This is a genomic window from Acinetobacter sp. CIP 102529 (assembly GCF_000368325.1).
In the GTDB taxonomy this organism is placed as follows: domain Bacteria; phylum Pseudomonadota; class Gammaproteobacteria; order Pseudomonadales; family Moraxellaceae; genus Acinetobacter; species Acinetobacter parvus.
The window spans coordinates 1,327,220-1,342,061 of the sequence record NZ_KB849355.1 but is presented as its reverse complement, the minus strand read 5'-3'; the positions used below and the strand labels follow the sequence as shown (position 1 = coordinate 1,342,061).

Below are 14,842 nucleotides of genomic sequence, written 5' to 3'. Positions count from 1 at the left end.
TTGTTATCGCCAGATTACTAGCTAATTAAATTCAGCATCAGTTGTTGAAACTTTTGATATTGCGGCATGGTCATGGTACGTAAATGTCCGCGTAATGCTGAAATATCATGAATTTCACTACGTTTACTGGCGGTTTGGAAAAGGTTTTGTTCGCCGAGGTAACACAAAATTTGCTCTTCATGATGATAAATTAAATCACCTGAAAAATGTTCAAAAAAATCATGCAATTTTAAGGTCATACTGGGGCCAACTTCCTTGGCGAGCTGATGCTGGTCAAGACCGAAAATTTTAAGTTTCTGGTTGATTAAAATATCGCTGCTTTGCCATGAGTTGGTATAGGGCGCAAAAAAACGTGAACGCTGATTGCTCACCGCGACACCCAACGCAGGTATCTGAAAGATAAAAGCCCCCCACAAATCCTTATGAATTTCTTTTACGATTTTTTTCTCATTGTTTTCCTGAAAAATTGGCATTTCACTGATGTAGTGGTATTGAAAAAGCAGAACCTGATGTTCTGTTATGCCATCATGCCATGTAGTTGAAGCATATTGCGTAATTTCGTTAGATTCAGTGCCAAGGTTAAATAGGGGAAAGTACTGCTTTAACCTGCTCATCACCAAAAGGGGTTGTGCCTGTATGGGCAGGTAGGCAGGCAACTGTTGAAACTGTAAACCATAACGCAATACAGTCATGCGCTGTTCCAGATAATTGATGACCTGTGTCAATGGTTCTTTGGGTTCATAGAGTAAATAGGCTAAAAAGCCTGTTAAAAAAGCCCCCAGAAAACTCCAGATAAACTGAATATGGGGATGAAGAAAATAGCCAAAAATGAGTGTACTAATACTGGTAATTGCCAATAGATAAGGCAGTACATTAAAAAAGCGTAAACCATGATCCTCACGCCAAGGATGCAACGCATCCAGCAATTCCTGATCGTTATGTGATTTTTGCCCGATCTCCCAAAGTCGGGCAATATTGCGAAAAACCTGGGCATTTTTTTTGCGTCTTATATGTAGGGCTTCTTGGACGGTGTCGATCGGCATGGAGAGGATCAATTCATTGTAATAAGGCTAAGATCGTTTAATTATGCTTTAACTTTCATAAACCAAGAAGTGGCATGTGAATCTGATTGTTGTTTATCTCAAAGTAAATTTCCTATCATTCAATTTATTTTTATGAAGCAATAGGCTAAACCTTGATTTAGCCTATCCTTATATTCTTTAAATTTCTAGTTTATCAACCAGCATCGCATCGCCATAACTAAAGAAACGATAGCGCTGTTCAACAGCATGTTGATAGGCCGCTAAAATATTTTCTCGATTTGATAAGGCTGAAACCAGCATCAACAAGGTGGATTCTGGTAAATGGAAATTGGTGATCAGTCGATCCACGATACAGAATTGATAACCTGGATAGATAAAGATTTGTGTATCACCTGTCCATGCTGCAATCTGACCTTGATTGGCTTGCGCTGCACTTTCAAGGGCACGGGTTGCGGTTGTACCCACAGCAATGACTTTATTGCCACGCGCCTTGGTTTCCAAAATCAGGTCAATGGTTGCCTGTGGTACGTCACACCATTCACTGTGCATAATATGATTGGTGATGTCGGTGGTGCGTACAGGCATAAATGTCCCAGCACCGACATGCAGGGTCACAAAGGTTTTTTGCACACCTTTGGCTGCCAATTTTTCCAATAGGTCTTGGTCGAAATGCAGGCTTGCTGTTGGGGCTGCTACACTGGCAATTTTTTCAGGGTCGTGAAATACCGTTTGATAACGTTCGGTATCAATTTCTTCAGCTTCACGGTTAAAATAGGGGGGAATTGGCAATTGGCCATATTGATCAAGCACAGATAAAATTGGTTGTGAAAACTCAACGATAAACAGGTTTTCATGGCGACCCTGTACTGTCACAGGAATGGCATCTTCACCAATATATAGCTCTGCACCAGCCTTGGGTGAGTTGCTTGACTTAATGTGGCAATGAGCGGTGTGGGTATCTAGCATCCGTTCAACCAGAACTTCAATGGCACCGCCTGTGGCACGCTTTCCTTTTAAACGTGCCTTCATGACCTTGGTGTCATTTAGCACCAATAAATCACCATCTTCCAGTAAATTCAGGATATCGGTAAAGACATGGTCATGGTAATGACCCTGTGGGTCGATATGCAGTAGGCGTGAGGCGCTGCGGCTTTCTAATGGATAACGTGCAATCAGTTCATCAGGAAGATCAAAAGAGAAGTCAGAGAGTTGCATAATTTCTTTTCCATATCGAATCAGAACAGCATCTTTCCAAGGTTTATCCCTAAAATAAAAAACCCCAAACTTTTAATGCCAGTTTGGGGTTTTTGAAATCTTGGTCCCGAGGGTCGGACTCGAACCGACACGTCATCTCTGACAGCGGATTTTGAGTCCGCCGCGTCTACCAATTTCACCACCTCGGGAAGAGTGCGATGCTTTGTGCTGCGTATAATACCCTGTTTAAAGCAGTTGTCAATCATGCATAATGATCAGTTGTTGAATTTTAGAGCAATTTATAGATTTTTTATGTGTTTTCATAAAAATGTTTAGAGATGGCGAAGTTGCTTGTTTTATAAGCAGAAATAAATTTTTGTTGAAAGGTCACGTTTTGTTGCGAATTGATCTAATCAAGAATTGTCTTTTATGTTAAAGTTTGTTAATAGTGGGGATGATTTTCTCATTCTTTTTTAAATAAAACCTACATAGATGTCATAACGATAATATTCGAGAGGCGAGCATGGCGATTCAACTATTAGAATTACATCAGGCTGATAAGTTAAGTGCTTGTAAAATTTCTCTTTCTTTAGGTGTAACTTCAGAACAAAACTTGCTTGAGCAATTTTTGCAGTTTAACCGAAACCTGATGCAGGCCAATACCGCATTGCTTGTTTTTCATCAGGAACCTTATCTTTGGCATCGTTGCCCTGAAAAATTAAAAGTGATTGATTCTTCAAAAATTACCAAGAGCTTAAATACCTTATTTGTGAATGATGACCTGATTGACTGTAAACATCCACAATATCCAACATTGCTGGCTTTTCTGGCTTCACTTAAGCGAAAAGCGCAAACCGCAATCGCCCTGCAACTCAGACATCCCAATCAGACTGCCTTGGGTTATGTGATTTTATTCGATGAAGCGGCTCAGGAATTTACTGACTTACAAAAACAATTGTTGCAGGCGCATTGTGTCAGTTTCATGCAGCAACTGGAATTGAAGTTTAACCATGACGAATTAAAAGAATTATACCAACAGGAAGCGGCGCTTAATTTTAGTAAAACCAAGTTCTTCTCCATTATTTCCCATGACCTCCGTGCGCCATTTCATGGTTTGCTGGGTTTTTCCGAGATTCTGGCAAAAGAGCGTGACACACTGGATGAGGCAAGTGTCCAGAATATTGCAGACTATCTTTATGATACTGCCCAGTCGACCTATAACCTGCTGGAAAGTCTGTTAAATTGGTCAATGGCCGAGGGTGGACGCTTTAGCGCTTATCCTATTGAGTTTAAGTTAAGACAAGTGACCACCATTGTCACGGATGTTTTAAGGACGCTTGCGGTCAGGAAAAATATAAACCTGATCAATGATGTGCCAGAACATATCAAGGCTTATGCTGATATGAATATGGTCACTTCCCTGATTCAGAATTTGGTGTCCAATGCCTTGAAATTTACCGATATAGATGGTTTAGGCGTGGTGTCGATTCGGGCGGAAGAGCAGGGTCGCCATGTTGCCATTTATATTCAGGATACAGGTTTGGGTATGACCGATGAGCAAATGGCAGAGTTGTTCCATCCTCGCCTAACTGTCAGCTTAAAAGGTACAGCAGGTGAAAAGGGTGCAGGCTTAGGCTTGACCTTGTGCAAGCGTTTTGTCGATTTAAATCATGGCGAAATTAGCGTCAGCTCGAAAGAGGGTGAGGGAACCACCTTTAAGGTGCTGTTGCCAGTCGCAGGTGAGCACATGGATGTATGTGTTGAACAACCTAAAACCAAAGTAAAATTAGCCTAAAGAGAATTTAAAGATAAGTTCGTAACTGATATAAATGATCTGAGATGACATGACATTAGTCGAGCTTTTTTATATGAATGTGGAACAGCGACAAAAAACCTTGGTTGCAAGCCAATATGCTGAGCAAGTTTTAAATTTATACCAGACACAATTAGAACAAGACTACTTGGAAGATCAATTTCTTGATTCGCTTTCAACTGAAAGTATCCACCAGAAAGTCCAGCATGCTGTCATAGATTTAACTGATGAGCAGGCCTGGATGAAAGCCTTGCGTGTTCTACGTGCCAGACTGATGTTTCGCTGGATTTGGCAGGATGCCAATCAACTCACCAATGTCGTTACCCTGACCCGTGAACTTTCTGATTTTGCCGATGCCTGTATCTGTGCAGCCAAGGCATTTGCACTTGTTCCCCTGATTGCCAAACATGGCGAACCGATAGGCTATTCAGGTCAGGTTCAGGACTTGATTGTGATTGGTATGGGGAAGTTGGGTGCGCAGGAGCTGAATCTTTCCAGTGACATTGACCTGATATTTGCCTTTGATGAACAGGGTGAAACCAATGGGCGTAAATGTATAGATGTACAGCAGTTCTGCATTCTCTGGGGACAAAAGCTGATTTACTTGCTGGATCACATTAGTGCGGATGGTTTTGTATTCCGTGTTGATATGCGTTTACGTCCTTGGGGGGATGGTTCTGCCTTGGCGATTAGCCATACGGGACTGGAAAAATATTTAAGCCAGCATGGACGTGAATGGGAGCGTTATGCCTGGATCAAGGCACGGGTGATTACAGGTGGCAAGGCAGGCGCTGAACTGATGGAAATGGCGCGTCCATTTGTTTTCCGCCGTTATGTGGATTATTCCGCCTTTGCCGCAATGCGTGAAATGAAAGCCATGATCGAACGTGAGGTGATGCGCCGTAATATTGAGGATGATATTAAACTTGGTGCTGGTGGTATCCGTGAAATTGAATTTATCGTCCAAGTATTTCAGCTGATTTATGGTGGCTCAAAACGTGAGTTGCAGGACCGTCAATGTCTGGTCAATTTACATCATCTCGGTGAGGCTGAATTACTGGATCAGCAGGCGGTGATTGACCTTGAAGATGCCTACCTGTTTTTAAGACGGGTTGAGCATGCTATTCAGGCATTGAATGATCAGCAAACCCAGTCCCTGCCAAATGAACCTGAATTAAGGCAGCGCATGATTGAGACTTTGGGCTTTGCAGATTGGCAAGCCTTTCTCGATGTGTTGAACCAGAAGCGTGACAAGGTGAAAGTTCAGTTCAAGCAACTGATTCAGGAACAGGAGTTTTCTGCACCGATTGATGATTTTTCACAACTGGAACAGCGTCTCAACACGGTGCTGGATGAAGATGCCAAGAATTTGATTCAAAATTTCTGGCATGGGCAAGCACTACGCAAAATCCCAGCCAGTGCGCTGGAACGTTTAAAGAAATTCTGGCCGCATTTGATCGAGGCAATCTTACAGTCACCGCAACCACAAGTCGCTTTGTTACGTTTGATGCCATTGGTGGAGTCAGTGCTGCGCCGTACCGTGTATTTGGTGATGTTGATGGAGAGCCGTGGTGCCTTGCAGCGACTGGTCAAAATGGCAACCGTCAGTCCCTGGATTTGTGAGGAACTGGCGCAATATCCAGTGTTGCTGGATGAATTTTTGTCGATGGATTTTGGCTTGCCACAACGCAAAGATCTGGAAGATTCATTGCGTCAGCAATTACTGCGTATCGAGATTGATCAGGTCGAAGACCAGATGCGGGTATTGCGGCTATTCAAAAAGAGCAATGTATTGACTGTTGCCGCCAGTGATGTGCTGGCTGAAAGTCCACTGATGAAAGTTTCCGATGCCTTAACTGATATTGCCGAAGTCAGCGTTCAGGCAACTTTAAATTTAGCCTATCAGGCGGTTGTGGAACGGCATGGCTATCCTGTTGGAATCAATGGTCAGCGCTGTCGACTCGATGCCAAAGGTTTTGCGGTGATTGGTTATGGCAAGCTGGGTGGGATTGAGCTGGGTTATGGTTCTGACCTTGATCTGGTGTTTATCCATGCCCTTGAGGAACAAAGTGAAACTGATGGCAAGAAAAGAATTAGTGGTGCCGAGTTCGCCATTCGGGTGGCACAAAAGTTTATGTCCCTGATGACCACGCAAACGCTGGATGGACGGGTGTATGAAATTGATACACGTCTCAGACCCTCGGGTGAGGCAGGGATGTTGGTCACTAGTCTGAAAGCCTATGAACATTATCAGCAAAAAAGCGCATGGCTATGGGAACATCAGGCACTGGTTCGGGCACGTTCAATCGCGGGTGATACCGATTTATGCCAGCAGTTTGAACAGATTCGTTGCCAGATTCTGACCCAAGTCCGTGATGAAGATGAAGTTCGTCAGGAAGTGCTGAAAATGCGTCAAAAAATGAAAGATCACCTGGGTTCATCTACAGAGCAAAAAAAACATGGGATTTTTCATTTAAAACAGGACTCAGGTGGTATCGTTGACATCGAATTTATGGCACAGTATGCAGTGCTTGCATGGAGTGGGACGAATCCAGATCTCGCCCATTTTTCCGACAATGTAAGAATTCTTGAAGATGCTGCTCAAGCAGGCTGCTTATCCAGTGAAGATGCCACAGCACTCATACAAGCTTATCTCCGTGAACGAGCCGAGAGCCACCGTTTAGCCCTTGCAAATCAATCTATGCAAGTCAGTGCTGCGGACTGGCACGATACCCGTGAGATCGTTTACAAGTTATGGCAAAGATTAATTGATCCGAGTGCAATTATTGCATTAGATTTTGAATAAATTTTTTGTAACTTTATTCAAACCCTTTTGTTTTCCCCTTATCAAGGGGGAATTAAAGGGGGTTACAAAAAATGATTGTGTAAAAATTTGGAGTATGTGCCATGAATTTGGCTGATCGTGATGGTTTTATTTGGCAAGATGGAAAATTGGTTGATTGGCGTGATGCGAAAATCCACGTCTTAACACACACACTGCACTACAGTATGGGTGTTTTTGAAGGTGTCCGTGCTTATGAAACCCCAAATGGTACTGCAATCTTCCGTTTACAAGACCATACCAAGCGCTTGTTAAATTCAGCAAAAATTTATCAAATGAATGTTCCATTTGATCAGGCGACATTGGAACAGGCACAAATCGACGTTGTGCGTGAAAATAAATTGGCATCTTGCTACTTGCGTCCATTGATCTGGATTGGTTCTGAGAAGCTGGGAATTGCCGCAACTGACAATACCATCCATGCTGCGGTTGCCGCGTGGGGCTGGGGTGCATACCTTGGTGAAGAGGCAATGGCACGTGGTATTCGTGTTAAAACCTCATCATTTACCCATCACCATCCAAATGTGACCATGTGTAAGGCAAAAGCCTGTGGTAACTATACAGTGTCAATCCTGGCACATCAGGAAGTGGCGCGTTCAGGTTATGACGAAGCCATGTTGCTTGATCCGCAGGGCTTTGTATGTCAAGGTGCAGGTGAGAATGTATTCCTAATCAAGGATGGCGTGTTACATACGCCTGATTTGGCTGGTGGGGCACTTGAGGGCATTACCCGTCAAACCGTGATTACCATTGCCAAAGACCTTGGCTATGAAGTGATCGAACGCCGCATCACCCGTGATGAGTTCTACATTGCTGATGAAGCATTCTTTACAGGTACAGCAGCGGAAGTGACACCAATTCGTGAATATGATGACCGTGAAATCGGTTGTGGTTCACGTGGTCCGATCACCACTGTGATTCAGAAGACTTTCTTTGATGCGGTTCAAGGTCGTAATGAGAAATATGCAGATTGGCTGACTTATGTGAAGTAAGTCCAAATGTTTGAAAGAGCGAGGCTTAGGCTTCGCTTTTTTATTGCCAAATTGTCAATAGACTGCAATCAAAGCATCATCAATCTTTCATTTAACTGAACTAAGTTGTCTCTAAAGCGAAGCAAAATAGAGCAATAATGAAAATTACGGTGGTTGGAGCAGGCTATGTGGGCCTATCAAATGCATTATTATTTTCAAGACAACACGATGTCACTGTGCTTGATATTGACCAGGCTAGAGTGAAAAATATTAACCAGCGAATTTCACCGATCAGTGATTCCTGTATTCAAAACTATCTATCCGAATCTAACCTTGATGCAACTTGTGATAAAGCGCTGGCTTATCAACATGCCAAGCTGATCATTATCGCAACACCAACCAACTATAATTCTGAAACCAATTATTTTGACACCTCAAGTATAGAAAACGTGATTGCTGATATTCAGGCAATTAACCCCAAAGCCTTGATTGTTTTAAAATCGACCATTCCAGTTGGCTATACGGCTGAGCTATCCAAACGTTTAGGTCTTAAAAACCTGATCTTTTCTCCTGAGTTTCTGAGGGAGGGGCAGGCGCTACAGGATAATTTATATCCATCAAGAATTGTTGTGGGGGAAAAGTCAAAGCGGGCTGAAAAGATAGCCAAGCTCTATCTTAAGGCAAGCATTAAAAAAGATGCAGTGATTCTATGTGTGGATTCGACAGAAGCCGAGGCGATTAAACTATTTTCCAATACTTACTTAGCCATGCGTGTGGCTTTCTTCAATGAACTGGATACCTATTGCTTAAAAAACAGATTAAGTACTTTGGACATTGTTACGGGCGTGGGTTTAGATCAACGTATTGGTGATCACTATAACAATCCATCTTTCGGCTATGGTGGTTATTGTCTGCCAAAAGATACCAAGCAGTTGCTTGCCAATTATCATGAAACACCACAAGAGTTGATTTCAGCCATTATCCGATCCAACCAAACCCGTAAGCAGGCGATTGTGGATGATATTTTAAGACGAGATGTATCCTGTGTTGGCATCTACAGACTCACCATGAAAGCTGATTCCGATAATTTCAGGGAATCTGCGGTACATGATGTTTTGCAGGGACTGGCTGATCAGGGAGTGAAAATTGTTATTTATGAACCAACTCTGGATGTAAGTGAGTATCTAGGTCATCCTGTTGAGTCCAGTCTACAAAAGTTTAAATCACTGTCTGATCTCATCATTGTCAATCGGATGGTGCCTATGTTCAGTGATGTGATGGAAAAGATCTATACCAGAGACTTGTTTGGGGTGAATTGACGTGTATATGTCGTGCATAGGAATTTTATTGATTGCTCTTGTCCACGTAACATAAATGACTTTTTTACGTTATAATTCCTCGCAACTATACCATTCAGTTGAATTATAACTATGGCTCATATTTTAAAATTAGATGCTTTAAAAGAAGCGGGGGTTTCTACTTCACCTTATCCATATTTTGTTGTGGAAAATGCGTTACAAGATAGTGAAGTTCAATCTGTGATACAGGACTTTCCAAAGATTGAGCAGGGTGGGAGCTATAACATTAATGATGTTGAACTCAAACCGCATTTTGATCGGTTTTTGAAGTCACTAGATTGTAAAGAGTTTCGTCAAATTTTGACTGAAAAGTTTGATGTGGATGTCATGGAACATCCAATGATGATTACTTTACGTGGTTATTCTCGTCAAAAAGATGGTCGTATTCACTCCGATTCTAAAACTAAACTAGTGACCATTTTAATTTATCTAAATGAATCTTGGGATGCACCAACAGGACGTTTACGAATCCTGAATGACGAAAAAAATATAGAAAATTATGTAGAAGAAATTAATGCAGGTCCAGGTACGCTGGTTGCATTTAAGGTGACTGATAATGGTTGGCATGGTTATGTTCCGTATGAGGGACAACGCCAATCGATTCAAATTAATTTTTTGACTAGTGATAAGGCGAATGCAAAACATCGTTTTGTTCATGGGTTGAGTGCTAAAATTAAAAAATTATTTGGGTAATATAAGATGTCAAATATTCAGCAAAACTCACCAGAACCTCAACAGGATAATATTATCATATGTATGAAGTGGGGAACCAAATACGGTGCTGAATACGTCAATCGCCTGTATAACATGGTACAGCGCCATCTGACCTTACCGTTCAAAATGGTTTGTCTGACCGATATTAGCGAAGGTATTGACCTGAATGTACAATGTTTTCCGATTCCATCGCTGGATTTACCCGCAGGCGCACCTGAACGTGGTTGGAATAAACTGTCTACTTTTGAACCAGATTTATATGGACTAAAAGGCGATGCTTTATTTTTAGATTTAGATGTGGTGATTGTCGATAATATTGACTGCTTTTTCCAAGAACAAGGTGAATTTTTCATCATTCATGATTGGAAACGTCCGTGGCGTATTACCGGTAATAGCTCGGTGTATCGTTTTAAACTCGGTGCTTTTCCTGAAATATTGCCGTATTTTCGCAAACATTTTGATGAAATTCGGCAGAAATTCCGCAATGAACAAGAATATCTTTCTTGGTTTGTACATGAGCATAGTACACTTAGTTATTGGAATGATGCCTGGTGTAAGAGCTATAAATATCATTGTCTGCAAAAAATTCCATTGGCGTATTTTAAGCCGCCTGTAAAACCTAAAGATGCCAAAATTATTATTTTCCATGGCGAAATTAATCCACCTGATGCAGTTTCTGGTGGTGGTGGTAAGTGGTATCGCTATGTATTGCCTTCTGATTGGATCAAAGAGTCTTGGCAGTAAGTAAGACGACATCATTACAAGAGTTTGATTTATGAAAGATACAATACAACCTATTGATATCGTAATTGCTTGGGTGGATGGAAATGATCCTAAGTTAAAAAACAAGCGTCAACAATTTATAAATCAAACTGCACCGTCAAATGCTTTAGATGCAACGCGTTTTGCGAGTAATGATGAAATTTATTTCTGTATTGCCTCCATACTCAAATTTGTACCGTATTGCGGGAAAATTTATGTAGTCACTGATCAACAAACACCACAATGGCTGGATCAGTTTGAGCAGCAGAATCTCTGTGAGAAAGGCAAGATTAGAGTGGTCGACCACACGGAGTTGTTTAGAGGATACGAATTTGCATTGCCGACGTTTAATTCTTTAAGTATTGAAACGATGCTTTGGAATATACCGAGTATTTCAGATTATTTTATTTATTTAAATGATGATTTCTTCTTTAATCAACCCTCTGATCTACAAGACTTTTTAATTGATAGTCAAATGGTGATGTATGGGCATTGGGAAAGTAATCTAGTAAAAAAAATCAAATATATTGTTAGAAAGTTTGTGCAAAATAAATTTGGAAAACTGGCACAACCCTCATATACAATGGCGCAAATGTTAAGTGCAGATTGTGTTGGCATGTCTCAATATTTTGAGATTCACCATCGTCCGCATATCTTGAGTCGGATACTTCTATGCAATTATTTTGAAAAAAATATGCAACAATTACAGAAGCAAATTAGCTTTAAATTTAGGAATATCGATCAGATATTACCTGTAGGTTTATCTAATCACCTAGCGATTAAAAATGACCAAGCAATTCTCAACGATGATGTTGAAATCGCTTATTTAAAAGATCATCGTGATTTAGAGTCGTTTACTCAGGCTCTATCAAATCCTGATATTAAATTTGGTTGTATCCAAAGTTTGGACCAACTGCAACAGAATGATGAACAGCATATACGCCATGCACTTATTCATAAATTTAAAGATGTTTTGCCTAGTCAGATCCAAGCGACGATAGCAGGATAAGCAAAGGAAGATCGGATGAAAGTTGTTACTTATCTCATAAATCTAGAGGGTAGTGATCAGCGTTTAGCAAATGCGACAGCTCAGTTGCAACAAGCGGGTTGGGCATTTTCTCGTTTCCCTGCTTATGATGGGCGTGGTAAAGCATTATCCGAATTTGAAAATTATGATGATGCAGCAGCCCAAAAAATATTAGGTCGTAGTTTAATTAGTTCTGAGTTGGGGTGCTATCTCAGCCATTATGGTTGTGCTAAAAAATTTTTAGAAACGGATGCGGATTATCTTGTTGTCCTTGAAGATGATATTCAAGTATTACCAAACTTTAAACAAAAGCTTAATTCATTAATCAGCTATCTTGATCAGCATAAAGAACTCGAATGGTATGTGGTGAATCTTGCTGCAAAAAAGAAGAAATTGGCAAAAGACATCGTTCAGATTGATGGTTATACAATCTGGCATGCTTATTACTTTCCCATCCGTGGTGTAGGATTAGTATGGTCAAGAGCAGGTGCTGAGGCATTTGTTGAGCTTGGTAAAACCATGCAAGTGCCAGTCGATATCTTTTTTCAAAGCTGGTTAAGTAAAAATGGCAAAGGATTGGGGGTGTGGCAGCCTTTTGTTCAGCCTGCTGGGATTGATAGTGATATTTTAGGCACTGTGGCAACACAGGGTATTAAGCGCAAAGCACTGGAAAATAGAAGTGCTTCACATGGTTTTAAGAAGCAGAAAAGAATGTGGCGTGACCGTTTTTATGCGATTAGGAATTTACTCTCTTAAACGCTGTAATTATGCGAGTAAAAAGTCCTTTAATGTATTCATTTTATAGCTGAGTATTTAAATGAAAATCTTTAAGAAATTGTTTTATCTAGTGAAATTTCATTTGATGTATTCGTATAAAATTAGGCATAAAAACAAAAAAATTGATAACTATGCTGGGTTACTCACATTTAATCAAACAGAGGAAACTATAGTTTTACCAAAAAAGTTATGGATGTATTGGGAAAACGATATTCCTGAGTTTGTTGAGAAATGCATTGATCGGATGCGTGAGAAGAATCCTGAATATGAGGTTTTTGTACTTAATCCAGAGAATGTTAATCAATATAGTCATATTGATTTTAGCCAACTTAAAGATGCAACGGCCCAGCAAAAAGCTGATTTACTTAGATTTGATCTAATGTACAATCATGGAGGGATTTGGCTGGATGCAAGTATCATCCTATATGACCGTCTCGACTGGATTTCGGAGCTTATGGTTGAAAAAAAGACCGCGAATTTTGCTTATTACCGTCGTAAAAATACTACTAATTTGAATTTCCCTGTGTTAGAAAATTGGTTATTAGCAAGCGTGGGTCATAATATTTTCTTTAAACAATGGTATGAAGAATTATATTTAGCAATTCAACAAACACCTAAAAAGTATATTCAGAATATTAAGGCAACTGAATCAAATACAAAGGACATTTTTCAACAGATCAGTAATTTAGAATATTTGGTGGCATATGTTGCTTGCCAAAAGATTATGAGAAAAAATTTTCCGAGTATTAGCTTGATTGATTGTGATGAAAATGCATTCTATTACCAAGTCAAAAACAGATGGGTTAAAGAAAAAATATTAATTAACATGGCGATTAATTATCCAGCCGATGAACATCCTAAATTGATAAAACTGGCAGGGAAAGAGCGTAACTATTTATGCCAGTTCTATAATAAAGGGATGTATTTTGAAGGGTCTTTAATTGATATTTAATTTAGTTTTATAAGGGCTACTCCCAAATAAATTGTTTTAAGGTCTCGTATTTTGCTTGTTGCTCGAAGTATTCGGCAGAAGCAAGTGAGCCTATGATCGAGATATGTCTACCATCCAGAGAATATGGGATTGTATCTGTAGCCATTTGATCTGATCTAAATAGTTCTTGTTGGGTGAGTAATATTGTATTTGGGTGCTTGCTTACGATCTCGTTAATGATTTTTGTTGCTCGTTTTTGTTCAGTGGCTTTCGGGTTATTCATATAACTTTGTAAGTTCAGATCTCGATGCAACCACATGGCTCTTTTAAAAAGTAGGCTGATGTTTTTATTAAAAGCATAAGGTTCAGACATTACGATGACCTTTTTATGATGTTTTTCAGCGACCTTAAGTAATTCAGAAAAACCATTTTGCTGGTTTTGCTGTACGATGTCAGACAGAGGTGGTCCCACTTGTTTGAACAACTAAAAGCGTATTTATAAGTGATATTCCGCTCTAGTTAAGCCACCTTGTTTTGTTGGGGTAGCTGATCATAGTAAAACTCATTTGGTGTCATTTTGTCTAGACTCGAATGAGGTCGTTTCAAATTATAAAACTCAAAATATGCACTTAATTGCTTTTTCGCATCTGTGACACTGCTATAAGCTTTGAGATACACCTCTTCATATTTAACGCTCCGCCATAATCGTTCAACCATCACATTATCTACCCATCGACCTTTACCATCCATACTGATTTGAATGCCATTTGATTTCAATACATCAATAAATGCATCACTGGTGAACTGACTGCCTTGGTCTGTATTCAATATTTCAGGTGATCCATATTTTTCAATCGCTTCATTTAAAACCGAAATACAAAAATCCACCTCCATACTAATCGATACCCTATGCGCAAGTACCTTGCGGCTATGCCAATCAATCACAGCACATAAATAAACAAAGCCTTTTGCCATAGGGATATACGTTATATCCGTAGACCACACTTGATTACTGCGCTGAATAGCCAACCCTTTGAGCAGATATGGATATTTACGGTGAGCTTGATTAGCCTGGCTTAAATTTGGTTTGCAATATAATGCCTGAATACCCATTTTCTTCATTAAAGTACGTGTATGACGTCGTCCTATATGATGCCCTTGACGATTCAACAAATCACGCATCATACGACTGCCTGCAAAAGGATATTGCATATGTAATTCATCAATACATCGCATCAGCTTCAGATCTGATGAGCTAACAGGTTTTGGGCGATAATAATAACAACCACGGGAGACTTTCAGCAGCTTAGCTTGCTTAGATACTGAAATCTGAAGTGAGTCGTCGATTAACTTTTGTGGTTGAAGCGGCCCAGTTTCTTCAACACACCTTCTAAAAAATCAATTTCTAAT

At 40.2% G+C, this 14,842-nt stretch carries 12 protein-coding genes, 1 tRNA gene and 1 pseudogene; 9 read left to right on the top strand and 5 right to left on the bottom strand.

The window, feature by feature from the left end; genetic code table 11:
• Window positions 1-17: 17 nt before the first annotated feature.
• From F972_RS11735 to F972_RS11725, 3 genes are all read right to left on the bottom strand, one after another.
• Window positions 18-1,043 carry a hypothetical protein gene (locus F972_RS11735; RefSeq protein WP_004769840.1) on the bottom strand — a complete coding sequence of 342 codons (1,026 nt, stop codon included), beginning with the start codon at window positions 1,041-1,043 and terminating at the stop codon, window positions 18-20.
• A gap of 177 nt (window positions 1,044-1,220) precedes the next feature.
• Window positions 1,221-2,258 carry a tRNA preQ1(34) S-adenosylmethionine ribosyltransferase-isomerase QueA gene (gene queA, locus F972_RS11730; protein ID WP_004769838.1) on the bottom strand — a complete coding sequence of 346 codons (1,038 nt, stop codon included), beginning with the start codon at window positions 2,256-2,258 and terminating at the stop codon, window positions 1,221-1,223.
• A 101-nt stretch (window positions 2,259-2,359) separates the two neighbouring features.
• Window positions 2,360-2,446, bottom strand: a tRNA-Leu gene (locus tag F972_RS11725).
• 314 nt (window positions 2,447-2,760) lie between these two features.
• On the opposite strand from F972_RS11725, the gene F972_RS11720 reads away from it, so the two are divergent.
• The 9 genes from F972_RS11720 (at window position 2,761) to F972_RS11680 (ending at window position 13,453) form a co-directional block, all read left to right on the top strand.
• On the top strand, window positions 2,761-4,032 hold the full coding sequence (locus F972_RS11720) for a sensor histidine kinase (protein ID WP_004683160.1): 1,272 nt from the start codon (window positions 2,761-2,763) through the stop codon (window positions 4,030-4,032).
• Window positions 4,033-4,105: 73 nt separating this feature from the next.
• A complete protein-coding gene (gene glnE / locus F972_RS11715; RefSeq protein WP_034423058.1) occupies window positions 4,106-6,856 on the top strand; it encodes a bifunctional [glutamate--ammonia ligase]-adenylyl-L-tyrosine phosphorylase/[glutamate--ammonia-ligase] adenylyltransferase in 2,751 nt (916 codons plus the stop codon).
• A gap of 101 nt (window positions 6,857-6,957) precedes the next feature.
• A complete protein-coding gene (locus F972_RS11710) occupies window positions 6,958-7,884 on the top strand; it encodes a branched-chain amino acid transaminase (protein WP_004675528.1) in 927 nt (308 codons plus the stop codon).
• Window positions 7,885-8,021: 137 nt separating this feature from the next.
• The gene (locus F972_RS11705; RefSeq protein ID WP_004757172.1) at window positions 8,022-9,182 is read left to right on the top strand and encodes a nucleotide sugar dehydrogenase; all 1,161 of its coding nucleotides are present in this window, start codon (window positions 8,022-8,024) and stop codon (window positions 9,180-9,182) included.
• 111 nt (window positions 9,183-9,293) lie between these two features.
• A complete protein-coding gene (locus tag F972_RS11700) occupies window positions 9,294-9,914 on the top strand; it encodes a 2OG-Fe(II) oxygenase (protein WP_004675532.1) in 621 nt (206 codons plus the stop codon).
• A 6-nt stretch (window positions 9,915-9,920) separates the two neighbouring features.
• A complete protein-coding gene (locus F972_RS11695) occupies window positions 9,921-10,679 on the top strand; it encodes a hypothetical protein (RefSeq protein ID WP_004675534.1) in 759 nt (252 codons plus the stop codon).
• Between the two features lie 31 nt (window positions 10,680-10,710).
• A complete protein-coding gene (locus F972_RS11690; protein ID WP_004675536.1) occupies window positions 10,711-11,706 on the top strand; it encodes a Stealth CR1 domain-containing protein in 996 nt (331 codons plus the stop codon).
• Window positions 11,707-11,721: 15 nt separating this feature from the next.
• Window positions 11,722-12,480 carry a glycosyltransferase family 25 protein gene (locus F972_RS11685; protein ID WP_004675538.1) on the top strand — a complete coding sequence of 253 codons (759 nt, stop codon included), beginning with the start codon at window positions 11,722-11,724 and terminating at the stop codon, window positions 12,478-12,480.
• A 61-nt stretch (window positions 12,481-12,541) separates the two neighbouring features.
• Window positions 12,542-13,453, top strand: coding sequence for a capsular polysaccharide synthesis protein (locus F972_RS11680; protein WP_004675540.1), 912 nt, complete (start codon window positions 12,542-12,544; stop codon window positions 13,451-13,453).
• Window positions 13,454-13,469: 16 nt separating this feature from the next.
• Here F972_RS11680 and F972_RS11675 read toward each other — a convergent pair whose 3' ends face one another.
• Together F972_RS11675 and F972_RS11670 are read right to left on the bottom strand one after the other, a co-directional pair.
• Complete coding sequence (locus F972_RS11675; protein WP_004675542.1) at window positions 13,470-13,904, bottom strand: SGNH hydrolase domain-containing protein; 435 nt, start codon at window positions 13,902-13,904, stop codon at window positions 13,470-13,472.
• 47 nt (window positions 13,905-13,951) lie between these two features.
• A pseudogene (locus F972_RS11670) lies at window positions 13,952-14,830 on the bottom strand (IS3-like element ISAba14 family transposase); the annotation flags it as partial.
• Window positions 14,831-14,842 lie beyond the last annotated feature (12 nt).